This is a genomic window from Micromonospora chokoriensis, from assembly GCF_900091505.1.
GTDB classification, from domain to species: domain Bacteria; phylum Actinomycetota; class Actinomycetes; order Mycobacteriales; family Micromonosporaceae; genus Micromonospora; species Micromonospora chokoriensis.
This window is the reverse complement of record NZ_LT607409.1, coordinates 3,278,337-3,303,133: the sequence shown is the minus strand read 5'-3', so window position 1 is coordinate 3,303,133 and position 24,797 is coordinate 3,278,337. Positions and strand designations below refer to the sequence as shown.

The window sequence follows — 24,797 nt, the reverse complement described above, 5'->3', positions numbered from 1 at the left end:
CGCCGTGCGCCCAAGATCCTCACAACATCACCGATCGAGCACGATCTTGGGGTGGAGTCCCCCACCACCGCGCCCGACACCCGAGCAGCAGCGCGACCAGCGCAGCAGCGCAACCAGCGCAGCAGCGCAACCAGCGCGAGCAACGCGAGCAACGCGGCAGCGCGAGCAGCAACGCGGCCGAGCAGGGGTGGGATCAGCTGCGGCGGGCCAGGTGGGTGGTGATCGCGTCGGCGAGCCGTTCGGGGGCGCCGTCGGCGTACCCGATGAAGAGCGACGGCTCGGTCAGCTCCAACTCGGCCAGGACCGGCTCGCCGTCCGGGCCGGGGATGAGGTCGACCCGGGCGTAGAGGAGCTGCCGGGTGCCGCCGGGGACTGCGGCGAGGGTCCTCTCGGCGACCGCGAGCTGGTCGGGTCGGGCGGTACGGGAGGTGATCTCCTCGGCCTTGTAGAGCCCGTCGGGGCCGAGGTCCGGGCCGGTCAGCATGGGGCCCTTGCGGATCGCGTGGCTGAACGCGAGCCCGTCCGGGCCGGCGAGGAAGAGCAGCGCTGTCTCGCCCTCGGTGTCGACGGCGCGCAGGTACGGCTGGACCATGGTCACCCGGCCGGCGTCGGAGAGCCGGCGGACGTGCGCGGCGGCGAGGTCCCGGTGCTCCGGGTCGGCCAGGTCGTACCGGCCGGTGTCCTGGCTGCCGGCGCTGACCGAGGGCTTGAGCACGTACTCGCCGGTCTCCGCGGGCGGCTGCCAGGTCTTCCCCGGCTCGACCCACGACGTCGGTACGGTCGGCACCCCGGCGGCGCTCAGCTCGGCGAGGTAGCGCTTGTCGGTGTTCCAGCGCACCACCTCGGCCGGGTTGACCAGCAGCGGGACCGTGGCCGCCCAGGCGACGAACTCGTCGCGGCGCAGCGCGTAGTCCCATGGTGAGCGGAGGACGACAAGGTCGTAGGAGGACCACTCGACGTCGGGATCGTCCCACACCGCGGCCTCGACGGTGACGCCGCGGGCGGTGAGCGGGGCGAGGACCAGCCGGTCGTCCGGGTCGAGGTCGGCCAGGTCGGCACAGGTGACGAGAGCGACCCGGGGTTCCCCCCGGGTCGACTGGTGATGGATGGTCAATTCAGGTGTCTATTTCAGCGGGCCATCGTGCGCCGGGCCATCGACCGCCAGAGGTCGTTGCTCGGACGCATCTGGTCCATCAGTTCACGCTCCCAGGCGTTCTCGACGGCGACTCCCGCCTTGGCGCACGCCTCCCGTGCGGTGACGGTGTCGTCGGCGAACTGGTCTCCCCACTCACCGTCGGCACCGACCAGGACGATCCGCGCGCCACGCTTGCCGACGTACTCGATGACCGCCTTGGCGCCGCCGTGTCCAGCGGCGAACGCCTTGAGCCCTGCAACCAGGCCCTGGGGCGTCTGCTCGCCGGCGGTCTGCTCGGCCGTCAGCGTCGTATCGGAACCATCTGCCATGACGCGAAGCCTAAGCAGACTCGCACCCTTCCGTGCGAGAACCATGAACCTTTTGTGATGCCAATTACCTACAGGTTTAAGGCTGACCACAGACTTGCTGTCTGTTTATATACCGACTTTTACGCCCAAACAGCGTCGACATATGAGCACCCAACCGCCGCAGGTTGAGCCCATCCGACTCATGTTGAAAGTTACTCTGATGTGATGTTAAAGCCGGACAACTCATCTACGGCCGTGATTAATCAGGTGATCACCGACGTCGATCGCCGATCAGACACGCACGATGCGGGTCGATCAAGGCCCCGCGGCGGCGATCGGGGCAGATCAGCGCCGCGCGGCCCCGGCCCGCAGCCGCGCGGCCCCGGCCGCGAAGAGGCCGGCACGCGGGCCACGCCACGAACAGGGCCACCCCGCGAGTCGGAACCAGCGAACGGTCAGATCAGCGCGTCGAGCGCGACGGCCACGAACACGATCGTCAGGTACGTCGTGGACCAGTGGAACAGTCGCATCGGCTTGACCGCCTCGCCGCGCGTCGCGCGCCGGCACAGCTTGTGCGCCTCGACCAGGAAGATGGCACCCACCACCAGGGTCGGCACCCCGTAGATCGCGCTGAGCCCCAGCGGCCAGACGGCCAGGGAGGTGAGCACGGTCAGCCACGCGAAGATCAGGATCTCGGCGTTCACCCGTCGGGTCGAGGCCACCACCGGCAGCATCGGGATACCGGCGCGGGCGTAGTCGTCCTTGTACTTCATGGCGAGGGGGTAGAAGTGCGGCATCTGCCAGAAGAAGACCACCGCGAAGAGCCCCCAGGCGGCGGGCGCCAGCGAGCCGGTCACGGCCGCCCATCCGATCAGGACCGGAGCGGCCCCGCACGCGCCACCCCAGAAGGTGTTCGTCGGGGTGGACCGCTTGAGCCACAGGGTGTAGACGAGGTCGTAGTAGGCGATCGCCGCGAGGGTCAACCCGGCGGCCAGCAGGTTGGTGAACGCCGCCATCAGGGCGACCGACACCGCCGCCAGCACCAAACCGAAGATCAGCGCGCTCCGCGGGGACACCGTGTGCGCCGGGAGCGGCCGACGCTTGGTGCGCCGCATCAGCTGGTCGATGTCCCGGTCGATGTAGCAGTTGAGCACGCTGGCCGCGCCGGCGGCGAGCGAGCCGCCGATCAGCACGACGGCCATCAGCCACAGCGACGGGAGACCGCCCTCGGCGAGCATCATCGCCGGGATGGTGGTGACCAGCAGCAACTCGACAATCCGCGGTTTGGTCAGCGTCACGTACGCCGACAGCACCCCGCGCACGTCCCGCCGGGCCACCGTGCCCTCGGCCGCCCGTGCCGGGTGCTGCCCGGCCGGGTTGCTCGCGGGGCGCTCGGTGATCATGCTCACGGATTGCCACCTTCCGGCATCGGCACGGGGAGATTCGGAAATGTCGGGCCCGCTCGGGTCCGCACACCGACCCACACACTACGCGTCGTCGTTTTGGCTGCCCGGCCGACCCGACAACGGTGCGGGCCGTCACACCACCGGGGTCGACCGCGCATCTGGATCGTCACGTAGCGCACACCATGATGAGATCCCCGGGCGCTCGTTCAGGCACGCTCGATAAGGTCATCGGTGAGGGTTCCGCCCATCTGCCGAGGAGCACAACCATCGTGGCTGCCAAACGACCCGAGCACTCCGCACTGAACTGGTCCGACCTCGATCGCCGGGCCGTAGACACCGTCCGCGTACTGGCCATGGACGCCGTAGAGAAATCCGGCAACGGCCACCCGGGCACCGCGATGAGCCTCGCGCCCGCGGCGTACCTCCTCTTCAACCGCGTCATGCGGCACAACCCGGCCGACCCGAACTGGCCCGGTCGGGACCGGTTCGTCCTCTCCGCCGGGCACTCCAGCCTGACGCTCTACATCCAGCTGTTCCTGTCCGGTTACCCGCTGAGCCTCGACGACCTGAAGTCGCTGCGGCAGTGGGGCTCGCAGACGCCGGGTCACCCGGAGCACGGGCACACGCCGGGCGTCGAGACCACCACCGGCCCGCTCGGGCAGGGCCTGGGCAACGCGGTCGGCATGGCCATGGCGGCCCGCCGCGAGCGCGGCCTGTTCGACCCCGAGGCCGAGCCGGGCACGTCGGTCTTCGACCACGACATCTGGTGCATCGTGTCCGACGGTGACATCGAGGAGGGCATCAGCCACGAGGCGAGCGCCCTCGCCGGTCACCAGCAGCTGGGCAACCTCACGGTGATCTACGACGACAACGAGATCTCCATCGAGGACGACACCCGCATCGCCAAGAGCGAGGACGTGGCCGCCCGCTACGAGGCGTACGGCTGGCACGTGCAGACCGTCGACTGGCGCAGCGGCGACGCCGACCAGGGCGACTACCACGAGGACGCCGAGGCGCTGTACGCGGCGCTGGTGGCCGCCAAGGCGGAGACCGGACGCCCCTCCTTCATCGCACTGCGCACCATCATCGGCTTCCCCGCGCCCAACAAGCAGAACACCGGCAAGATCCACGGTTCGGCGCTCGGCGCCGACGAGGTGAAGGCCACCAAGCGGATCCTCGACTTCGACCCGGAGCAGACCTTCCAGGTCGACGAGGACGTGCTCGCCCACGCCCGCACGGTGATGGGCCGCGGCTCCGACGCGCAGCAGGAGTGGACCACCGCGTTCGACGGCTGGAAGAAGGCCAACCCGGAGCGCACCGCGCTCTACGAGCGGCTGGCGGGTCGCGTACTCCCCGACGGCTGGACCGACGCGCTGCCGGTCTTCCCGGCGGACGCCAAGGGCGTCGCCACCCGGGCCGCCTCCGGCAAGGTCCTGGAGGCGCTCGCGCCGGTGCTCCCGGAGCTGTGGGGTGGCTCGGCCGACCTGGCCGAGAGCAACAACACCACCATGAAGGGCGAGCCGTCGTTCATCCCGGCCGCGCACGCCACCAAGGACTTCCCCGGCCACGAGTACGGCCGCACGCTGCACTTCGGCATCCGTGAGCACGCCATGGGCGCGATCCTCAACGGCATCGCGCTGCACGGCGGCACCCGTCCGTACGGCGGCACGTTCCTGGTGTTCAGCGACTACATGCGTCCGTCGGTGCGGCTGGCCGCGCTGATGAAGCTGCCGGTGACCTACGTCTGGACGCACGACTCGATCGGCCTCGGCGAGGACGGCCCCACCCACCAGCCGGTGGAGCACCTGACCGCGCTGCGCGCCATCCCGGGCCTGGACGTGGTCCGCCCGGCGGACGCCAACGAGACGGCCTGGGCCTGGCGGCAGGCGCTGGAGCACACCGACCGGCCCACCGCGCTGGCGTTGAGCCGTCAGCCGCTGCCGACCCTGGACCGCGACGTCCTCGGTGCGGCGGAGGGTGTGGCCAAGGGCGGCTACGTGCTGGCCGAGGCCTCCAACGGCAAGCCTCAGGTGATCATCGTCGGCACCGGTTCCGAGGTGCAGCTCTGCCTGACCGCCCGGGAGCGGCTGGAGGCCGACGGCACCCCGACCCGGGTCGTCTCCATGCCCTGCCAGGAGTGGTTCTTCGAGCAGGATGAGGCATACCGGGAGTCGGTGCTCCCTCGCGGGGTAAAGGCACGGGTGAGCGTGGAGGCGGGCATCGCGATGTCCTGGCGCGGCATCGTCGGTGACCTCGGCGAGAGCGTCAGCCTGGAGCACTACGGCGCGAGCGCCCCGCACACCGTGCTCTTCGAGCAGTTCGGGTTCACCCCCGACCGGATTGTGGCGGCGGCGCACGCCTCGCTGGCCCGGGTGGGCGACATCACCGGTTTCACGACCGGCAACTGAGGGAGCGTGGACGGCATGACCGACAAGCTGAATGAGCTGACCGCCGCAGGCGTGGCGGTCTGGCTCGACGACCTTTCCCGGGTACGCCTGAGCTCCGGCGGGCTGGACCAGCTCCGCCGCGAGAAGCACGTGGCCGGTGTCACCACCAACCCGACGATCTTCGCGAAGGCACTCAGCGACGCCGACGAGTACAACTGGCAACTCCGCGACCTCGCCACCCGTGGCGTGGACGTGGAGGAGGCCGTGCGCATGCTCACCACGTACGACGTGCGCTGGGCCTGCGACGTGATGCGCCCGTCGTACGACGGCAGCGACGGTGTCGACGGTCGGGTCTCGATCGAGGTGGACCCGCGCAGCGCGCACGACGCGGACAAGACCGTCGCCGAGGCCAAGGCGCTGTGGTGGCTGGTCGACCGGCCCAACCTCTACATCAAGATCCCGGCCACCGAGGCGGGCCTGTCGGCGATCACCGACACCCTGGCCGAGGGCATCAGCGTCAACGTGACGCTGATCTTCGGCCTGGACCGCTACTCGGCGGTCATGGAGGCGTTCCTCGCCGGCCTGGAGCAGGCCAAGGCCAACGGCCACGACCTGTCGACGATCGGGTCGGTCGCGTCGTTCTTCGTCTCCCGCGTCGACTCCGAGGTCGACAAGAGGCTGGAGAAGGTCGGGTCCGACCAGGCCAAGGCCCTGAAGGGCAAGGCAGCGGTAGCGAACGCCCAGCTGGCGTACGAGCGCTACACCGAGGTGTTCTCCTCCGACCGCTGGAAGGCGCTCGCCGCCGCCGGCGCGCACCCGCAGCGGCCGCTGTGGGCGTCCACCTCGACGAAGAACCCGGACTACCGGGACGTGATCTACGTCGAGGAGCTGATCGCCGCGGGCACCGTCAACACCATGCCCGAGTCGGTCATCCACGCGTACGCCGATCACGGCGAGACCCGCGGCGACACCGTGACCGGCTCCTACGACGCGGCCCGGCAGGTCTTCGCGGACCTGGAGTCGGTCGGGGTGGACATGGCCGACGTGATCGCCACCCTGGAGCGCGAGGGCGTGGAGAAGTTCGAGGTCAGCTGGCAGGAGTTGCTCGACGGGGTGACCAAGTCGCTGAAGGCCGCCGCCTCGGGCACCGGCTCCCCGAACAAGGCCGCCACGAGCAACGCGAAGGCTGCCGACAAGGCCGGTGGCGCATGAGCGAGCGCGCTACGCAGCGGAGCGGAGTGACGGCATGAGCGACCTGTTGAGTGGGCCGGTCGAGGCAGCGGCCGGGCTCTCCGTGTACGGCGCGGACGCGGTCGACAAGGCCGCGCCCGCCTCGACCCGGGACGCGCTGGTGAAGGCCGGCGTCCCGGGCAAGCTGGCCGGCAAGGACGCCAGCCTGTGGGGTCCGGACGCCGAGGCCGAGGCGAAGATCCGGCTGGGCTGGGTGGACACCCACCGGCGCAGCCGGGAGCTGCTGGCGCAGCTGGCCGAGCTGAAGGCCGAGCTGGCCGACCTGGATCACGTGGTGCTCGCCGGCATGGGCGGCTCGTCGCTCGCGCCCGAGGTGATCACCCAGACGCTGGGTAAGCCGCTGACCGTGCTGGACACCACCGACCCGGGCCAGGTCCGCGCGGCCCTCGGTGACCGGCTGGAGCGCACCGTCGTGGTGGTGGCGAGCAAGTCCGGGTCGACGGTGGAGACCGACAGCCACCGACGCGCCTACTGGCAGGCGTTCCTGGACGCCGGGATGACCGAGGCGGAGGCCGGCCGGCACTTCGTCATCGTCACCGACCCGGGTTCGCCGTTGGAGGCCACCGCCAACGAGATGGGCGCCTTCACGGTGCTCGCCGACCCGAACGTCGGGGGCCGGTACTCGGCGCTCACCGCGTTCGGTCTGGTGCCCTCGGCGCTGGCCGGGGTCGAGGTCGCGGAGCTGCTCGACCAGGCCGACGCACTGGCCACGTCGCTCGGCGCCGACCAGAACAACCCGGCGCTCGCGCTGGGCGCCGCCCTGGGCGCGGCGGCGACGCTGGCCCGGGACAAGGTCGCCCTGCTCTCCGACGGCACCGGCATCGACGGGCTCGGCGACTGGGCCGAGCAGTTGATCGCCGAGTCGACCGGCAAGGCCGGGGTGGGCATCCTCCCGGTGGTCGTGGAGTCCCCGCAGAGCCCCGGCGCCACCGGGTCGGACGTGCTGACCGTCAGCTACGGCGGCGCGCTGGCCGCCGGTGACGTGCCGGGTGGCGGCGCCAACCCGGACGTGGCCGTCAACGGCCCGCTCGGCGCGCAGTTCCTGGCCTGGGAGTACGCGACCGCGGTGGCCGGTGTGGTGCTCGGCATCGACCCGTTCAACCAGCCGAACGTCACCGAGTCCAAGGAGAACACCAACAAGATCCTGGCCTCGGGGCTGCCGGCGGAGACGCCGTCGTTCACCGAGGGCGCGATCGAGGTGTACGCCCCGCAGGGCGCTCCCGGGGACCTGGCCGGGGTGCTGCGCTGGCTGCTCGACGGGCTGGGCGACGACGGTTACCTCGCGGTGATGGCGTACCTCGACCGGTTCGCCGACGCCGACGCGGCCCGGCTGCGGTCGCTGCTGGCCCAGGCGGGTGGGCGGCCGGTCACCTTCGGTTGGGGGCCGCGGTTCCTGCACTCGACCGGCCAGTACCACAAGGGCGGCCCGCAGGTGGGCAGCTACCTCCAGGTGACCGGCGCGGTCGCCGAGGACCTGGCGGTGCCGGGCAAGCCGTACACCTTCGGCGAGTTGCAGGCGGCGCAGGCCGCCGGTGACCGGCAGGCCCTCGCCGGTCGGGAGCGTCCGGTGCTGCGGTTGCACCTGACCGACCGTGCTGCCGGTGTCGCCCAACTGCTCGACGCGGCCGGTCAGCTCCGGGCGTGACGATGGACGACGTGACTGAAGCGGAGCGAGGTGATGGCTCGGTGAACCCGCTACGCGACCCGCAGGACCGCCGGTTGCCCCGGATCCCGGAGCCCTGTGCTCTGGTGATCTTCGGGGTGACCGGCGACCTGGCCCGTAAGAAGTTGCTCCCGGCGGTCTACGACCTGGCCAACCGGGGGCTGCTGCCACCGGGTTTCGTGGTGCTCGGCTTCGCGCGCCGCGACTGGGGGGACGGCGACTTCGAGACCCTCGCGTGTGAGGCGGCCCGCAAGCACGCGCGTACCCCGTGGCGCGACGAGGTGTGGGCACGCCTGGCCGGCAACATCAAGTTCGTCGGCGGGTCGTTCGACGACGACGCGGCCTTCGACACGCTGGCCTCGACGTTGGACGACCTGCGGCAGACCCACGGCATCACCGGCAACGCGGCCTTCTACTTCTCCATCCCGCCGGCCGCGTTCCCCGTCGTGCTCAAGCAGTTGGCCCGCACCGGCATGGCCGACAACAAGAAGTCCGGTGGTTGGCGTCGGGTCGTGGTGGAGAAGCCGTTCGGCAACGACCTGCCGTCGGCGAAGGCGCTCAACGACCTCGTCGACGACGTGTTCACCAGTCAGGACGTCTTCCGGATCGACCACTACCTGGGCAAGGAGACGGTCCAGAACATCCTCGCCCTGCGGTTCGCCAACAACCTGTTCGAGCCGCTGTGGAACTCCAAGTACGTCGACTCGGTGCAGATCACCATGGCCGAGGACGTCGGCATCGGCACCCGGGCCGGCTTCTACGACACCGTCGGCACCGCCCGCGACGTGCTCCAGAACCACCTGCTCCAACTGCTCGCCCTGGTGGCGATGGAGGAGCCGACCAGCTTCGACGCCGACGAGATCCGGGCCGAGAAGCTGAAGGTGCTCAAGGCGATCACCCTGCCCAGGGACGTCGCCCGGGACACCGTCCGCGGTCAGTACCTGCCCGGCTGGGTGGGTGGCGAACGCGCCGTCGGCTACCGGGAGGAGCAGGACGTCCCCACCGACTCCACCACGGAGACGTACGTGGCGGTGCGGCTGGGCATCCAGAACCGCCGCTGGGCCGAGGTGCCGTTCTACATCCGGGCCGGGAAGCGGCTGCCCCGGCGGGTCACCGAGGTCGCCATCATCTTCAAGAAGGCGCCGCACCTGCCGTTCAACGACGCCGACATGGAGTCGCTGGGCAACAACCAGTTGGTCATCCGGGTGCAGCCGGACGAGGGCGTGGTGCTCAAGTTCGGCTCGAAGGTGCCGGGCACGACCATGGAGGTCCGCGACATCGCGATGGACTTCCAGTACGGCGAGGCGTTCACCGAGTCCAGCCCGGAGGCGTACGAACGTCTCGTCCTGGACGTGCTGATCGGCGACCGCACCCTGTTCCCGGACGCCGCCGAGGTCGAGCAGAGCTGGCAGGTGATCGACCCGTTGGAGCACGCCTGGGAGGGCACCACGCCGGAGCCGTACCGGGCCGGTGAGTGGGGGCCGCGAGCCTCCGACGAGATGCTGGCCCGTGAGGGTCGCGCTTGGAGACGAGCATGATCGGGCTGTGGGACACCACGGGCAACGAGGTGGTCAAGGCGCTCGCCGCCGAGCGGCGCAGCGCCGGCGGGGTGGCCAGCGGCATGGCGCTCACCCTCATCGTGGTCGTGGACGAGAAGCGGGTCCGGGAGGCGGAGGCGGCGGCGACGATCGCCGCCGCCGCCCACCCGTGCCGGCTGGTCGTCGTGGTCCGCTCCGACATCGAGCGGGACCGCAACCGGCTCGACGCGGAGATCGTCGTCGGCGGGCGACTCGGCCCGTGCGAGGCGGTGGTCACCCGGATGTACGGTCGGCTGGCCCTGCACGCCGAGTCGGTCGTGATGCCGCTGCTCGTCCCCGACGTGCCGGTGGTCACCTGGTGGCACGGGGAGCCGCCGGCGGAGATCGCCACCGACTTCCTCGGGGTGGTCGCCGACCGGAGGATCACCGACGCGGCGCAGGCCGCCGACCCGGTGGAGGCCCTGCGGCAGCGGGCCCGGGACTACGCGCCGGGCGACACCGACCTGGCCTGGACACGGATCACCCCGTGGCGGACGCTCGTCGCCGGGGCGTTCGACACGACCAGCGAGCAGGTCACCGAGGCGACGGTCGTCGCGCCGGCCACCGACCCGACGGCCGCGCTGATGGTCGGTTGGCTGTCCAGCCGGCTGGGCATCACCCCGCGCCGGGTGGACACCGACGAGTTCCCCCGGATGCGTGAGGTGCAGTTGAGCTGCGCCAACGGTGACCAGCTCACGCTGACCCGGGAGGACAGCATGGCCGTGTTCCGGCGGACGGGTCAGGACGACAGGGCTCTGCCGCTGGTCCGCCGCCCGCTCGGCGACGAGTTGGCCGAGGAGCTGCGCCGCCTGGACGCCGACCAGGTATACGCGGAGGCGCTGGGCGCGACCGTGGGGCTGCGGGGGTTGGAGCAGCGTCCCGCGCAGCGGGTGCACGTCTGGAAGGATCCGGCTACCGCGCAGCGCGCCGAGGCCGGCGTGACCGCGCACTCCGGCACCAGCGGCGAGAGCTGATCCACCACCGGCACGACGTCGGGGCAGGGCCGGGTCACGACCCGGCCCTGCCCCGAAACCTCCGGGCGCATCCGCCCGGCACGACGCGACGACGACCGCTCGGCGGTCGGGAAACGAAGGCGCATCCCATGAGTGAGGCGAGTGTCGCCGTCCACGCCGACGCCGACCTGCTGGCGCAGGCCGTGGCCGCCCGGTTGCTGGTGAAGTTGCTCGACGCCCAGGCCGACCGGGGCGAGGCGTCGGTGGTGCTCACCGGCGGTCGGATCGCCGCAGCCGTCTACCGGGCGGTGGCGACGCTGCCGGCCCGCGACGCGGTGGACTGGTCCCGGGTCGACGTGTGGTGGGGCGACGAGCGGTTCCTGCCCGCCGGCGATCCGGACCGCAACGAGACCCAGGCCCGTGCCGCCCTGCTGGACGTGGTGCCGCTCGACCCGGCCCGGGTGCACCCGATGCCGGCGTCCGACGGCCCGGCCGGCAACGACCCCGAGGCGGCGGCAGCGGAGTACGCCGAGGAGCTGGCGCGCGCCGCCCGGCCCGGCAACGCCACGCTGCCGCACTTCGACGTGCTGATGCTGGGTGTCGGCGAGGACGGGCACGTCGCCTCGGTCTTCCCCGAGCACCCGGTGCACTACGACACCCGGCCGTGCAGCGCGGTGCGAGGCAGCCCCAAGCCGCCGTCGGTGCGGACCACGCTCACCCTGCCGACGATCAACACCGCGGACGAGGTCTGGCTGGTGGCCGGCGGCGCCGACAAGGCCCGTGCGGTGGGCATGGCGTTGGCGGGCGCCGGGCCGGTGCAGTTGCCGGCCGCCGGGGTGCACGGCGTGAGCCGCACCCGGTGGCTGCTGGACCGGGCCGCCGCAGCCGACGTACCCGCCCGCTTCCGCAGCCTCCGTTAGGCGCAGCCCGTCGGCGGCGCGGCTGTCACTCGCCGCGTCGTCGGCGGAGCGCGGCGAGCGCCTCGGCCAGCAGCGCCTCGCCCTCCTCGGCGGTGCGCCGCTCCTTCACGTACGCCAGGTGGCTCTTGTACGGTTCGGCGCGGACGCGGCCTGGCGGGTTCTGCGCGTCCTGGCCGGCGGGTAGGCCACAACGGGGGCAGTCCCACACCGCAGGCGGTTCGGCGTCCGCGGCGATCCGGATGTCGGTCCGGTGGTCGTTGCGGCACCAGTAGGTGACGTCCTGTCGGGGGGCGGGTTGGTGCCGCTCGTCGGGGCGCATGGGTGCGGACCCGACACGGGCGCCACGGATGACGTTGCCACTCGGCACGGCTGCTCGCTCCTGTCGTCGGAGGGGACCCGCCGTCGTGCAGGGGTGGGCGGCGGGCGACGCGGTGCAGCGGAGAAAAGCCTGCGCGCGGCCCGTCGAGTGACGGACCGCGCGCAGATTGTACGACTTGAAGCGCTCGCTCAGGAGACGCTGTTCAGTTGCAGGCGGAGCCAGAGCCCCAGACCGACGATGGCGGCGAACCAGACGACGCTCACCAGAACGGTGTAACGGTCGAGGTTCTTCTCCGCCACCGACGAGCCGGCGAGGCTGGAGCTGACGCCACCGCCGAACATGCTCGACAGACCGCCGCCCTTGCCGCGGTGCAGCAGGATCAGCAGGGTGAGCAGAATGCTCGTGATGACCAGCAACACGATCAACGTGTATGCGAACCAGATCGGCATGGCTGGGGTCAGTTCCTCTCGTAGCGATCCTCGCCCGGTCTGATCGGGCACGGCGGCACCGACCGGCGGACGGGCGGTGTCCAGGATACCGAGCGATCAGCGAGCGAGGTGCTCCGGGAAGCGGCAGATTTGCGCGAACTCCTCCGCGTCCAGGCTGGCGCCCCCGACCAGGGCCCCGTCCACGTCCGGCTGGGCCATGATCGAAGCGACGTTGGACGCCTTGACCGAGCCGCCGTAGAGGACCCTGACCTGGTCGGCGGTGTCCTGGTCGAAGCGCTCCGCCAGTCGCTGCCGGACCGCCCCGCACACCTCCTGGGCGTCCTCCGGGGTCGCGGTCTTGCCCGTGCCGATCGCCCAGACCGGCTCGTACGCGATCACGACCTGCCGCACCTGCTCGGGCGTGAGGCCGGCGAGTCCCCCGTCGAGCTGGTCGGCGCAGTGCGCCACGTGGGTGCCCTGCTCGCGGACGTCCAGCCCCTCCCCCACGCAGAGGATCGGGGTCAGGCCGTGCGTCAGCGCCGCCTTCACCTTGGCGTTGACGACGGTGTCGTCCTCGTGGTGGTAGGCCCGCCGCTCGGAGTGCCCGACCACCACGTACGTGCAGCCGAGCTTCGCCAGCAGCGGACCGGAGATGTCCCCGGTGTACGCGCCGGACGCGTGCGGGGAGAGGTCCTGCCCGCCGTAGCCGATCAGCAGCTTGTCGCCGTCCACCGCGGTCTGCACGGTACGCAGGTCGGTGAAGGGCGGCAGCACTACCGTCTCGACCTCGGTGAGCTGCTTCTCGGTGAGGCTGGCCGCCAGCTTCTGCACCAGCAGGTTGGCCTCAAGGTGGTTGAGGTTCATCTTCCAGTTGCCGGCCATCAGCGGCCGACGGGTGGTGCTCGCCATGTTCAGTTCTCCAGGGCCGCGATGCCGGGGAGGGTCTTGCCCTCGAGGTATTCCAGGGAGGCGCCGCCGCCCGTGGAGATGTGCCCGAAGGACGACTCGTCCAGCCCCAGGGCACGGACCGCCGCCGCCGAGTCACCGCCGCCGACGACGCTGAACGCGTCGGCCTTGGTGATCGCCTCGGCGATTCCTCGGGTGCCCGCCGCGAACGCCGGCATCTCGAACACGCCCATCGGGCCGTTCCAGAAGATCGTCTTCGCCTGGGACAGGGCGGCGCTGAAGCCGGCCACCGTCTCCGGGCCGACGTCCAGACCGAGCCGGTGGCTCGGGATGCCGTCCACGCGCACCGTGTCGTGCGCGGCGTCCGGGGCGAACGCGTCCGCGACCACCACGTCGACCGGGAGCAGGATCTTGCCGTTGGCCCGCTCCAGCAGGTTGCGGCAGGTGTCGACCATGTCCTTCTCCAGCAGCGAGGTGCCCACCTCCAGGCCCTGGGCCTTGAGGAAGGTGAAGCACATCCCGCCGCCGATGAGCAGCCGGTCGACAGTGGGCAGCAGCGCCTCGATCACGGCGAGCTTGTCGGACACCTTCGACCCACCGAGCACGACCACGTACGGCCGCTCGGGGTCACCGGTGAGCTTGGACAGCACCTCGACCTCACGCAGCACCAGTCGACCCGCGACGTGCGGCAACCGGGCCGGCACGTCGAAGACACTGGCGTGCTTGCGGTGCACCGCACCGAACGCGTCGTCCACGTACGCGTCGCCGAACGCGGCGAGCTGGTCGGCGAAGGCGCCCCGCTCGGCCTCGTCCTTGCTGGTCTCGCCCGCGTTGAAGCGCAGGTTCTCCAGCAGGGCGACCTGGCCGTCGGCCAGGTCCGCGACGGTGGAACGGGCCGACTCGCCGACGGTGTCGGTGGCGAAGTGCACCGGAGCGCCGAGCAGCTCACCGAGCCGCCCGGCGACCGGGCTCAGGCTGAACTGCGGGTCCGGCGCGCCCTTCGGGCGGCCCAGGTGCGAGCAGACGACCACCTTCGCGCCGGCCTCGACCAGCGCGCCGAGGGTCGGCAGCACCGCGCGGATCCGACCATCATCAGTGATCGCACCGGTCTGCTTGTCGAGCGGGACGTTCAGGTCGGCGCGCACCAGCACGCGCCGACCCGACACCCCCTCGGCGAGCAGGTCGTCGAGGGTCCGGAGGGCACTCACAGAGCTAGCCTTCCGTTCGCGACTGCGGGGCTCGCAAGCGCACTCCTCGCGCTCACAGCGACGAACCGACCAGCTTGACGAGGTCGACCAGGCGGTTGGAGTAGCCCCACTCGTTGTCGTACCAGCCGACGACCTTGACCTGGTTGCCGACGACCTTGGTCAGCGGCGCGTCGAAGATGCACGACGCCGGGTCGGTCACGATGTCGGTGGAGACGATCGGGTCCTCGTTGTAGACCAGGATGCCCTTGAGCGGGCCGTCCGCGGCGGCCTTCAGCGCGGCGTTGACCTCGTCCACGGTGGTCTCGCGACCCACGTTGACGGTGAGGTCGGTGACCGAGCCGGTCGGGATCGGCACCCGCAGGGCGTACCCGTCGAGCTTGCCCTTGAGGTCCGGCAGGACCAGGCCGATCGCCTTGGCGGCACCGGTGGAGGTCGGCACGATGTTCAGCGCGGCGGCCCGGGCACGACGCAGGTCCGAGTGCGGCGCGTCCTGCAGGTTCTGGTCCTGGGTGTACGCGTGGATCGTCGTCATCAGACCGTGCTGGATGCCGAACGTGTCGTGCAGGACCTTCGCCATCGGGGCGAGGCAGTTGGTGGTGCACGAAGCGTTGGAGATGATGGTGTGCTTCGCCGGGTCGTAGGTGTCGTGGTTGACACCCATGACGACGGTGACGTCCTCGTTCTTCGCCGGGGCGGAGATGATGACCTTCTTGGCCCCGCCGTCGACGTGCGCCTTGGCCTTCGTGGCGTCGGTGAAGAAGCCGGTCGACTCGATGACTACGTCGGCGCCCACCTCGCCCCACGGCAGCTTCGACGGGTCCTTCTCGGCGTACGCCTTGATGGTCTTGCCACCGACGGTGATCTCGTCGGCGGTGGCCTTGACCTCGTAGGGCAGGCGGCCCAGGATGCTGTCGTACTTGAGCAGGTGGGCAAGCGTGCCGTTGTCGGTCAGGTCGTTCACCGCCACGACCTCGATGTCGGCGTCGGACGCCAGCACTGCCCGGAAGAAGTTACGGCCGATTCGGCCGAAGCCGTTGATGCCAACCCGGATGGTCACAGGTCCCATCTCCTCGCGTTCTGGTCTGCCGGCCTCAGACAACGGGCCGGCGGAGTGGTGTGCGCCGACCGTTGGAGCCGGCCGTTGACGGTTCGTCTCGGCCACCCCGCCGCGGTCTGAGGACCTTGACCGCCCGAGGCGGTGTGCACGACGAGGAGTGCCTGTGTCGGCCCCCTTGCCGTACTCAGCGACCCTATCCGAGCGTGCGAGACCACGCTGCGCCGGGTCGTGCTCCCGGACGCACCGTGCGGCCTTACCGTCCTATCAGACCACGAGCATGTCGGGCGTGACTGCCGCTTCGGTATCCGGGATGCCGAGGTCCCGGGCCCGCTTGTCGGCCAGTGCCAGGAGTCGGCGGATCCGCCCGGCGATGGCGTCCTTGGTCAGCGGCGGGTCCGCCAACGCGCCCAGCTCCTCCAGCGACGCCTGCCGGTGCTCCAGGCGCAGCCGCCCGGCGTCGGTCAGGTGGTTGGGCGCCTCGTCGGCGAGGATCTCCAGGGCACGGGTGACCCGGGCGGCGGCGGCGACCGCGGCGCGCGCCGACCGGCGCAGGTTGGCGTCGTCGAAGTTGGCCAGCCGGTTGGCGGTGGCGCGCACCTCGCGGCGTACCCGGCGCTCCTCCCAGGCCAGCACGCTGGAGTGCGCGCCGATGCGGGTGAGCAGCGCGGCGATCGCGTCGCCGTCCTTGACGACCACCCGGTCCACCCCGCGTACCTCACGGTTCTTCGCGGTGATGCCGATGCGGCGGGCCGCGCCGACCAGCGCCAGCGCCGACTCCGGCCCCGGGCAGGTGATCTCCAGCGCGCTGGATCGGCCGGGCTCGGTCAGCGACCCGTGCGCCATGAACGCGCCCCGCCAGGCGGAGACGGCGCAGCAGACGTTCGCCGCCACCACGTGCGGGGGCAGGCCACGCACCGGGCGACCGCGCACGTCGAGCAGGCCGGTCTGCCGGGCGAGGGCCTCGCCGTCCTTGACCACGCGCACGATGAAGTGGCTGCCCTTGCGCAGCCCACCGGAGGCCAGCACGTGGATCTCGCTGGGATAGCCGTAGACCTCGGCGATCTCCCGGCGCAGCCGCCGGGCCACCGCCCCGGTGTCCAGTTCCGCCTCCACCACCACACGGCCGGAGACGATGTGCAGGCCGCCGGCGAAGCGCAGCAGCGCGGCCATCTCCGCCCGCCGGCAGCAGGGCTTGGGCACGTCGACCCGACTCAGCTCGTCCTTGACCGCGGCCGTCATCGCCATTGTGCGTCCCCTCACGGACCGGTTCCGGCGTGTCGCCGGAGATTACGTACGTGTCTAACGATCGGCACCCAGGACAGGCACCAGTGCGGCGCCCAGGGCAGCCGGATCATGGCGGGGAGTGCCACCGGTGACGGCGACGGGGGCGAGGACCAGGCGGGCACCCAGCGATTCTGCCGCACGTTCGACCGGTTCGGGGTCACCCACCGCCTTGGCGTCGGCGAGCACGAGATCGACCTTGAGCTCGGGCAGGTACCAGTGCAGAGCCGCGAGGTGATCGGCGACGGAGAGCCCGAGGGTCTCCTTCTCCGCGGCGAGGTTCAGCGTGACCAACCGCCGGGCCGAGGTGGACACGATCGCGTCGGCCACCTGCGGCACCAGCAGGTGCGGGAGCACACTCGTGTACCAGCTGCCCGGCCCGAAGATCAACCAGTCCGCCGCCATGATCGCCTCGATCACCTCGGCGCAGGCCGGCGGTGCGGTGGGCGTGAGGCGCAGCGACTCGACCCGGCCGGTGGTGACCGCCACCTGGTGTTGGCCGCGCACGGTACGCACCTCGTCCGGGGCGTCCGGGTCGATCCCGCGTACCTGCGCCTCGATGCCGACCGGCTGCCGGGACATCGGCAGCACCCGACCGACCGCGCCGAGCATCGCTCCCGCGTGGTCCAGCGCGGCCACCGGATCGCCGAGCAGCTCCATGAGACCGCAGAGCACCAGGTTGCCCACCGCGTGCCCGGCCAACCCGTCGACGCGGGCCGTCTGCGGCTCCCGGCCGTGCGCGCCGGTCGCCGCCGCGCCGGGGTCGCGCCCGTCGGCCTGCCGGTCGGGATCGCGGCCGTCGCCCTGCCGGTCGGGATCGCGGCCGTCGCCCTGCCGGTCGGGGTCGCGGCCGTCGCTCGCCGCCGGGTCCGGGTCGGCTGCGCCGCGCGGGGGTACGCCGGCCGGCACGGCGGCGAAGCGGTGCTGGAACAATCCGGCGCTGCGCCGGGTCGCCGGGTGGTCTCCGGCCAGCGCCACCAGCGCCTGGCGCAGGTCACCCGGGGGCAGACCGCCCCGCTCGGCACGCAGCCGGCCGCTGGAGCCGCCGTCGTCCCCGACGGTGACCACCGCGGTGATGTCGAGGTCGAGTTCGGGGGCGCAGTGCCGCAGCGCGCGCAACGAGGCGGACAGGCCGTGCCCGCCGCCGAACGCCACCACCCGCCGGGCCGTCATTCCCGCCCCAGGTCGCGGTGCTGGGCGTTGGCCGCCAACCCGGAGTGGCGCAGCCGCCCGGCCAACTCCTCGGCGATGGCCACGCTGCGGTGCTTGCCACCGGTACAGCCCACGGCCACCGTGAGGTACCGCTTGCCCTCCCGCTCGAAGCCCGTGGTGGTGGCGTTGACCAGGTCGGCGTACGAGGCGACGAAGGCGTCCGCGCCCTCCTGCCCCAGCACGTACGCGCTGACCGCCTCCTCCCGCCCGGTGTGCTCGCGCAACTCCGGCACCCAGTACGGGTTGGGCAGGAACCGGGCGTCCAGCACGAAGTCCGCGTCCGGCGGCAGGCCGTACTTGAAGCCGAAGGACAGCACCGTGACCCGCAGCCGGCGCGCGTCCTCGCCGCCGAACAACTCCTCGATGCGCCGGCGGAGCTGGTTGACGTTCAGGTGGCTGGTGTCGATGATCACGTCGGCCTGGTCGCGGGCCTCCTCCAGCAGGCCACGCTCCACGGCGATGCCGTCAGCGAGCCGCCCGTCCCCCTGCAACGGGTGCGACCGGCGAACGCTCTCGAACCGTCGGATCAACACCTCGTCGTCGGCGTCGACGAAGACCACCCGGGGCGAGAACCCGCGCTCCTTGAGCTCCCGGATCGCCCCGGCCAGGTCGGTGGAGAAGGCCCGCGACCGCACGTCCAACACCATCGCGGTACGCCGAGCCGCGCCGCCCGCCTTGACCGCCAGCTCGGCCATGTCCAACATCAGCGCCTGTGGCAGGTTGTCGACCACGTAGTAGCCGACGTTCTCCAACGCCCGGGCGACAGTGCTGCGGCCGCCGCCGGAGAGCCCGGTGACCACCACGAGTGTGGTCTCCGCCTCCGCCGTCGACTGCCCGTCGACCCCGTTCGGGTCGCCGATCTCGTCACCGACTGTGCGCGCCTCGCTCACCCGTACCCCCAAGCCGTGGCGCCGCGGCCGCCAGTGGCCGCGATTGGTCAATCAGCGACTCTATCCCGCTACCGGGTCGAGTCCGCGCACCCGCCACGGCCCACCACCCCTCACTCTTGCTGACGATCAGTAGTCACGAACACGCTCTTCGCGATCTTCGCAGGTCAGACCAGACAGCCCGGCGGGTGACAGTCGCCGCCCGGGTGCGCCGGGGGGGCGCTGTCGGGGTCGGCTCGTAGACTCCCCGGATGGCCTCCCCCACCGACCTGCGGACCGAGGGCGCGTTGCCGGTGCTGCGCCGGGTGTTCGGCTACGACGCCTTCCGCGGCTTCCAGCAGGACGTGATCGACCACGTCGTCGACGGCGGCGACGCGCTGGTGTTGATGCCGACCGGTGGCGGCAAGTCACTGTGCTACCAGATCCCGGCCCTGGTCCGGGAGGGTGTCGCGGTCGTCGTGTCGCCGCTGATCGCCCTCATGCAGGACCAGGTCGACGCGCTCACCGCCGTCGGCGTCCGCGCCGGGTTCCTCAACTCGACCCAGAGCCTGGACGCCCGACGCCGGGTCGAGGCCGCCTTCGTCGCCGGCGACCTGGACCTGCTCTACCTCGCCCCGGAGGCGCTCGGCGTCCGCTCCACGCTCGCCCTGCTGGACCGGGGGCGCATCTCCCTGTTCGCGATCGACGAGGCGCACTGCGTGTCCCAGTGGGGGCACGACTTCCGCCCCGACTACCTGGCGCTGTCGATGCTGCACGAACGCTGGCCGCAGGTGCCACGGATCGCGCTGACCGCCACCGCTACCAGCGCCACCCGCACCGAGATCGCCAGCCGGCTCAAGCTCGACGACGCCCGCCACTTCGTGGCCAGCTTCGACCGGCCCAACATCCAGTACCGGATCGTGCCCAAGCGGGAGCCCCGCAAGCAACTACTGGCACTGCTGCGCGACGAGCACCCGGGCGACGCCGGGATCGTCTACTGCCTGTCCCGGGCCTCCGTCGACAAGACGGCGGAGTTCCTGGTCGCCAACGGCATCGCCGCACTGCCCTACCACGCGGGCCTGGACGCCACCACGCGCGCCGCCAACCAGCAACGCTTCCTCCGGGAGGACGGCCTGGTGATGGTCGCCACGATCGCCTTCGGCATGGGCATCGACAAGCCGGACGTACGCTTCGTCGCCCACCTCGACCTGCCCAAGTCGGTCGAGGGCTACTACCAGGAGACCGGCCGCGCCGGGCGGGACGGCCTGCCGTCCACCGCCTGGCTCGCGTACGGGCTGCAGGACGTGGTGCAGCAACGCAAGATGATCGAGACGTCCGACGGCGACCTCGCCCACCGTCGCAACCTCGCCGCCCACCTGGACGCGATGCTCGCCCTCTGCGAGACGGTGCGCTGCCGGCGCGTCCAACTGCTCGAATACTTCGGCGAGACCTCCACGCCCGCCTGCGGCAACTGCGACACCTGCCTCAACCCGCCGGAGTCCTGGGACGGCACCGTCGCCGCCCAGAAGCTGCTCTCCACGGTCTTCCGCCTCGACCGGGAACGCAACCAACGCTTCGGGGCGGGGCACTGCATCGACATCCTGCTCGGCAAACACAATGACAAGATCAGCCAGTACGGCCACGACTCGCTGACCGTCTTCGGCATCGGCGCCGAGCTGAGCGAGGCGGAGTGGCGGGGGGTGGTCCGGCAACTGCTCGCCGAAGGGCTGCTCGCCGTGGAGGGCGACTACGGCACGCTCGCCCTGACCGACGCCAGCGCCGACGTGCTCGGCCGCCGCCGTACCGTCACGATGCGCCGCGAGCCGGAGCGGCCGACGTCGAGCCGCTCGTCGAAGCCGCGCGGCTCGGCCACCGTCGTCGCCGAGCTGACCCCGACCGCCGCGCCGGTCTTCGAGCGCCTGCGCGGCTGGCGGGCGACCACCGCCAAGGAGCAGGGCGTTCCGGCGTACGTGATCTTCCACGACGCCACTCTTCGCCAGATCGCCAACGACGCACCGGGCACGCTTGCCGAACTGTCCCGCGTCAGCGGGGTCGGCGAGAACAAGCTCGCCAAGTACGGCGAGCAGATCCTGGCCGTGCTCGCCAGCGACTGAGACATGGTGAAGGGCCGGGCCCCGTGGTGGGGTCCGGCCCTTCGGTGTGCGTGTGCGTGTGGGTCAGTTGGTGGCGTAGCCGCGGGTGGCGATCCAGTCGGCGAGGTGCTCGACGGTGACGTGGTAGGAGGCCTGGTTGGGGTCGGCGGAGTCGGCGATGGTGACGGTGTTGCCGTTGTCGTGGTAGCCGACGACGCTGATGTAGTGCCCGCCCTCGTAGGAGTGGCTCACCCCGTCGGTGTCGGTGGTGGTGCCGGCGATGTTCGCGACCACGGCCCGGCCGTCGTCGACGGTGCGCACGATGTCGGCGCGCAGGGTGTCGGTCTGCTTGGCGTCGGCGTCCGGGTGGGAGATCTCCACCGACCGGTAGGCGTTCGTGCCGGTCTCCTTGTTCAGCACCGGGGTGATGTCGTTGATCGAGTTCGTGCCGGCCTCGGTGGTGCCCATCTCCTTGGCCATGGCGTCCACGTTGATGTCCTTACCCTGCACACTCAACGCGTTACGGGTCGCGGCGGGCCCGCAGTAGTAGAAGTTCGGCTGGGCTTCGTAGCGCACACCCAACTCCCGCTCACCGCTCTTGCGGTCGGTCTGGGTCTGCGTCGCGGGCTTGCTGGTGTTCGGGGCGGCGAAGGCGGTGGTGACGGGTCCGGCGATCGCGCCGCCGGTGAAGGCGAGGCCGGCGGCGGTCAGGGCGGTCTTCCGAATCAGATCGGTACGCATGATGGCGTGCTCCTCTGCTTCACTCTGCGGGGGATACCGCACGACACACGGGCGACGGCCATGCGGGAAAGCTCACCTGCCCGGCGACCCGGCGGGGCCGGCATCGGGAGACGGTGCAACCAGGTGGGGCAGCGGATCATTCCGCCGGGCTCCACGGCCCGTGCTGCTCGGCGGTGCGGGGGGTGTAACCCGGGCTGCCGGGCCGGTGTTCCCGGCTGCTGCCGCTCACCGCGACCCGGCGTCGCGGCCGTGCCAGGTATAACGACCCCGCCCGGCCCCCGATTCCGCCACCCGGGTGACCCCCACCACCCGACAAACCTCGCACACCGGACAGCCCTCACCGGTCGACGGCGGCGCACCCGCCGTGATCCACTCGGGATCGGCGATATCGCGGTATCCGAGCGCCGGGGATACCCCGACTTCATGGAAACCGAGTGGATCAACCCGTACGCGCGGCAAAGTGCGGTTCACGCGCCCCGGGGCGTCCTGGGTGCGCGTGAACCCCTACGCCACGTGGGCGGTCTGCCCGATCAGCCCCAACGGAATCGACAACCCCTGCCTCACCCGAGGCCACCCCATCCCCGGCCACCCCACCCCCGCCGGCCTGCCCCGCTACACCGGCCACCCCATCCCCGCCGGCCTGCCCCACTACACCGGCCACCCCATCCCCGCCGGCCTGCCCCACTACAACCTGGATCGCGCCCGATCGTCCAAGAAACGACCTGTCACCGCGACCGGCGCAGCATCACCCCGTTCGTGATCGCGCAACGTCGGGAAGACTGCTGCCCCACGCCGAACCCGCGATGTTGCCCCGATCGCGACCAGCCGAGAGGGCGGTGTCAGGTCGTCGGGTTCGATTCCACGGCCTCGTCGGTTTTCGTGTCCTTGTCGAGGGCGGCCAGGATCGCCTCGGCGGTACGCCGGCCCACGCCGGGCACTTCGGTGATCTCCTCGACTGTCGCGGCGGAGAGCCGCTTGAGTGAGCCGAAGTGCCGCAACAGCGCCTTCCGTCGCACCTCGCCGAGGCCGGGCACGTGGTCGAGCGCCGACTCGGTCATCCGCTTCGATCGGCGTTGCCGGTGGAAGGTGATGGCGAACCGGTGGGCCTCGTCGCGGACCCGTTGCAGCAGGTAGAGACCTTCCGACGTGCGCGGCAGAATGACCGGGAACTCGTCGTCGGGCAGCCAGACCTCCTCCAGCCGCTTGGCGAGCCCGCACAGCGCCACGTCGTCGATGCCCAGGTCGGCGAGGGCCTGCGCGGCGGCCGCGACCTGCGGGGCGCCGCCGTCGACGACCACCAACTGCGGCGGGTACGCGAACTTTCGCGGTCGGCCGGTGGTCGGGTCGATCAGGACACCGACCTGCGGCTCGACGGCGTCCTCCGGAGCGGTCGGGTCGTCGGCGGACTCGACGCCCACCTCACCCGTCTCGGCCCGCGCGTCCAGGTAGCGGGCGAAGCGGCGGCGCAGCACCTCGGACATCGCGGAGAGGTCGTCGGTGGCGCCACGGACGATGAACCGCCGGTATTCGCTCTTGCGGGGCAGCCCGTCCTCGAAGACCACCATGCTGGCCACCACGTCGGTGCCCTGGATCTGGGAGATGTCGAAGCACTCGATGCGCAGCGGCGAGGTGCGCATGCCCAGCGCCTCGCTGATCTCGTCCAGCGCCTTGCCCCTGGTGGTGAGGTCTCCGGAGCGCTTGAGTTTGTGCCGGGCCAGCGCGTCCTTGGCGTTGCGCTCGACGGTCTCCATCAGCGCGCGCTTGTCACCGCGCTGCGGCACGCGCAGCGACACCCGGCTGCCCCGGTGGTGGGAGAGCCAGTCCGCCAACGCGTCGGCGTCGGCGGGCAACTCGGGCACCAGCAGTTCCCGGGGCACGTCGGCTTCACCGTGCTCGCCCCCGTACACCTGGGTGCAGAAGTGGTGGACCAGGTCGCCGGTGGTCAGGTCCTCGGTCTTCTCCACCACCCAGCCGCGCTGGCCGCGAACCCGGCCGTCGCGGACGTGGAAGACCTGCACTGCCGCTTCGAGGGGGTCGTCGGCGAACGCGACCACGTCGGCGTCGGTGCCGTCGCCCAGCACCACTGTCTGCTTCTCCATGGCGCGGCGCAGCGCGGCGACGTCGTCGCGTAGCCGGGCGGCCCGTTCGAACTCGAGCTGCTCGCTCGCCTCGGTCATCTCGCGTTCGATCTTGCGAACCATGGTGTCGGTGCGTCCGGCCATGAAGTCGCAGAACCCGTCGACGATGGCGCGGTGCTCGTCGGCGGAGACGGTGCCGACGCACGGCGCCGAGCACTTGCCGATGTAGCCGAGCAGGCAGGGGCGGCCGACCTGACCGGCCCTCTTGAAGACACCCGCGGAGCACGTGCGGGCGGGGAACACCCGCAGCAGCAGGTCGAGGGTCTCCCGGATGGCCCAGGCGTGCGAGTATGGACCGAAGTAGCGCACCCCTTTGCGCTTGGCGCCACGCATCACCTGCAGCCGTGGGTATTCCTCGTTGAGGGTGACGGCCAGATAGGGGTACGACTTGTCGTCGCGGTAACGGACGTTGAACCGAGGGTCGTACTGCTTGATCCAGGTGAACTCCTGCTGGAGCGCCTCGACCTCGGTGGCGACGGTGATCCAGTCCACCGATTCGGCGGTGGTGACCATCTGGCGCGTGCGCTCGTGCAGGTTCCACACGTCGCCGAAGTAGGAGTTGAGCCGGCTGCGCAGGTTTCTCGCCTTGCCGACGTAGATCACCCGGCCGGTGCCGTCGCGGAAGCGGTAGACCCCTGGGAGCTCCGGGATGGTGCCGGGTGCGGGGCGGTAGGTCGAGGGGTCAGCCACGTCAGCAAGCCTAGTCCGCGGCACCGACAGCCCGGCGCAAGCTCTAGATCCACTCCGTGTCCGGAAACGTCGGGGTGTCGAACCGTCACGAACACCCCGACGTCCCGAAACACGAGTCGATCACGCGGCAGCCACCGCCCAGCGCCGCCGATCACGCGGCAGGCCCGGCCGACCCGGCCGAGCACCACGGCACACGCACCGGCCGAACAACGCACCGGCCGAGCACACGGCGCACGCACCGGCCGAACACCGCGGCAC

The 24,797-nt window shown here is 71.2% G+C and carries 21 protein-coding genes; 8 read left to right on the top strand and 13 right to left on the bottom strand.

Going from position 1 to position 24,797, the window contains the following annotated elements:
* Positions 1 to 193: 193 nt before the first annotated feature.
* From GA0070612_RS15590 to GA0070612_RS15580, 3 genes are all read right to left on the bottom strand, one after another.
* Positions 194 to 1,114 carry an ATP-grasp domain-containing protein gene (locus tag GA0070612_RS15590; protein ID WP_088988555.1) on the bottom strand — a complete coding sequence of 307 codons (921 nt, stop codon included), beginning with the start codon at positions 1,112 to 1,114 and terminating at the stop codon, positions 194 to 196.
* A 14-nt stretch (positions 1,115 to 1,128) separates the two neighbouring features.
* Positions 1,129 to 1,464: a hypothetical protein gene (locus GA0070612_RS15585; protein WP_088988554.1), complete on the bottom strand. Its 336-nt coding sequence runs from the start codon at positions 1,462 to 1,464 to the stop codon at positions 1,129 to 1,131.
* Positions 1,465 to 1,898: 434 nt separating this feature from the next.
* Positions 1,899 to 2,852, bottom strand: a complete 954-nt coding sequence (locus GA0070612_RS15580) for a heme o synthase (protein ID WP_088988553.1) — start codon at positions 2,850 to 2,852, stop codon at positions 1,899 to 1,901.
* Between the two features lie 266 nt (positions 2,853 to 3,118).
* Here GA0070612_RS15580 and tkt point away from each other — a divergent pair, with 266 nt between their 5' ends.
* The 6 genes from tkt to pgl all read left to right on the top strand — a co-directional run bounded on the left by tkt (position 3,119) and on the right by pgl (position 11,600).
* On the top strand, positions 3,119 to 5,257 hold the full coding sequence (gene tkt, locus GA0070612_RS15575; RefSeq protein ID WP_088988552.1) for a transketolase: 2,139 nt from the start codon (positions 3,119 to 3,121) through the stop codon (positions 5,255 to 5,257).
* Positions 5,258 to 5,272: 15 nt separating this feature from the next.
* Positions 5,273 to 6,448: a transaldolase gene (tal, locus tag GA0070612_RS15570; protein WP_088991527.1), complete on the top strand. Its 1,176-nt coding sequence runs from the start codon at positions 5,273 to 5,275 to the stop codon at positions 6,446 to 6,448.
* 34 nt (positions 6,449 to 6,482) lie between these two features.
* The gene (locus GA0070612_RS15565; protein WP_088988551.1) at positions 6,483 to 8,132 is read left to right on the top strand and encodes a glucose-6-phosphate isomerase; all 1,650 of its coding nucleotides are present in this window, start codon (positions 6,483 to 6,485) and stop codon (positions 8,130 to 8,132) included.
* Positions 8,133 to 8,134: 2 nt separating this feature from the next.
* On the top strand, positions 8,135 to 9,688 hold the full coding sequence (gene zwf, locus GA0070612_RS15560; RefSeq protein WP_088988550.1) for a glucose-6-phosphate dehydrogenase: 1,554 nt from the start codon (positions 8,135 to 8,137) through the stop codon (positions 9,686 to 9,688).
* On the top strand, positions 9,685 to 10,701 hold the full coding sequence (locus GA0070612_RS15555) for a glucose-6-phosphate dehydrogenase assembly protein OpcA (protein WP_088988549.1): 1,017 nt from the start codon (positions 9,685 to 9,687) through the stop codon (positions 10,699 to 10,701). The genes zwf and GA0070612_RS15555 overlap by 4 nt, the downstream gene beginning before the upstream one ends.
* Positions 10,702 to 10,829: 128 nt before the next feature.
* On the top strand, positions 10,830 to 11,600 hold the full coding sequence (gene pgl / locus GA0070612_RS15550; RefSeq protein ID WP_088988548.1) for a 6-phosphogluconolactonase: 771 nt from the start codon (positions 10,830 to 10,832) through the stop codon (positions 11,598 to 11,600).
* Between the two features lie 25 nt (positions 11,601 to 11,625).
* Here pgl and GA0070612_RS15545 read toward each other — a convergent pair whose 3' ends face one another.
* The 8 genes from GA0070612_RS15545 to rapZ form a co-directional block, all read right to left on the bottom strand.
* Entirely contained in the window at positions 11,626 to 11,967 is a 342-nt protein-coding gene (locus tag GA0070612_RS15545; protein ID WP_088988547.1) for an RNA polymerase-binding protein RbpA, read from the bottom strand.
* 140 nt (positions 11,968 to 12,107) lie between these two features.
* Positions 12,108 to 12,368: a preprotein translocase subunit SecG gene (secG, locus tag GA0070612_RS15540; protein ID WP_088988546.1), complete on the bottom strand. Its 261-nt coding sequence runs from the start codon at positions 12,366 to 12,368 to the stop codon at positions 12,108 to 12,110.
* A 96-nt stretch (positions 12,369 to 12,464) separates the two neighbouring features.
* Complete coding sequence (gene tpiA, locus GA0070612_RS15535) at positions 12,465 to 13,256, bottom strand: triose-phosphate isomerase (RefSeq protein ID WP_088988545.1); 792 nt, start codon at positions 13,254 to 13,256, stop codon at positions 12,465 to 12,467.
* Between the two features lie 2 nt (positions 13,257 to 13,258).
* The gene (locus GA0070612_RS15530; RefSeq protein WP_088988544.1) at positions 13,259 to 14,461 is read right to left on the bottom strand and encodes a phosphoglycerate kinase; all 1,203 of its coding nucleotides are present in this window, start codon (positions 14,459 to 14,461) and stop codon (positions 13,259 to 13,261) included.
* A gap of 52 nt (positions 14,462 to 14,513) precedes the next feature.
* Positions 14,514 to 15,518: a type I glyceraldehyde-3-phosphate dehydrogenase gene (gene gap / locus GA0070612_RS15525; protein ID WP_088988543.1), complete on the bottom strand. Its 1,005-nt coding sequence runs from the start codon at positions 15,516 to 15,518 to the stop codon at positions 14,514 to 14,516.
* A gap of 264 nt (positions 15,519 to 15,782) precedes the next feature.
* Positions 15,783 to 16,763: a DNA-binding protein WhiA gene (gene whiA, locus GA0070612_RS15520; RefSeq protein WP_030337350.1), complete on the bottom strand. Its 981-nt coding sequence runs from the start codon at positions 16,761 to 16,763 to the stop codon at positions 15,783 to 15,785.
* 54 nt (positions 16,764 to 16,817) lie between these two features.
* On the bottom strand, positions 16,818 to 17,972 hold the full coding sequence (locus GA0070612_RS15515) for a gluconeogenesis factor YvcK family protein (protein WP_088988542.1): 1,155 nt from the start codon (positions 17,970 to 17,972) through the stop codon (positions 16,818 to 16,820).
* Complete coding sequence (gene rapZ / locus GA0070612_RS15510) at positions 17,969 to 18,901, bottom strand: RNase adapter RapZ (RefSeq protein ID WP_408630552.1); 933 nt, start codon at positions 18,899 to 18,901, stop codon at positions 17,969 to 17,971. The genes GA0070612_RS15515 and rapZ overlap by 4 nt, the downstream gene beginning before the upstream one ends.
* A 248-nt stretch (positions 18,902 to 19,149) precedes the next feature.
* Here rapZ and recQ point away from each other — a divergent pair, with 248 nt between their 5' ends.
* Positions 19,150 to 20,991 (top strand): DNA helicase RecQ, encoded by a 1,842-nt coding sequence (recQ, locus tag GA0070612_RS15505; protein ID WP_088988541.1) that lies wholly within the window; start codon positions 19,150 to 19,152, stop codon positions 20,989 to 20,991.
* Positions 20,992 to 21,054: 63 nt separating this feature from the next.
* Here the strand turns inward: recQ and GA0070612_RS15500 are convergent, their stop codons facing one another.
* Positions 21,055 to 21,711, bottom strand: a complete 657-nt coding sequence (locus GA0070612_RS15500; RefSeq protein WP_088988540.1) for a C39 family peptidase — start codon at positions 21,709 to 21,711, stop codon at positions 21,055 to 21,057.
* 490 nt (positions 21,712 to 22,201) lie between these two features.
* Here GA0070612_RS15500 and GA0070612_RS15495 point away from each other — a divergent pair, with 490 nt between their 5' ends.
* Positions 22,202 to 22,471, top strand: coding sequence for a hypothetical protein (locus GA0070612_RS15495; RefSeq protein WP_157742485.1), 270 nt, complete (start codon positions 22,202 to 22,204; stop codon positions 22,469 to 22,471).
* A 79-nt stretch (positions 22,472 to 22,550) separates the two neighbouring features.
* Here GA0070612_RS15495 and uvrC read toward each other — a convergent pair whose 3' ends face one another.
* Positions 22,551 to 24,539 carry an excinuclease ABC subunit UvrC gene (uvrC, locus tag GA0070612_RS15490; RefSeq protein ID WP_088988538.1) on the bottom strand — a complete coding sequence of 663 codons (1,989 nt, stop codon included), beginning with the start codon at positions 24,537 to 24,539 and terminating at the stop codon, positions 22,551 to 22,553.
* Positions 24,540 to 24,797: the final 258 nt, after the last annotated feature.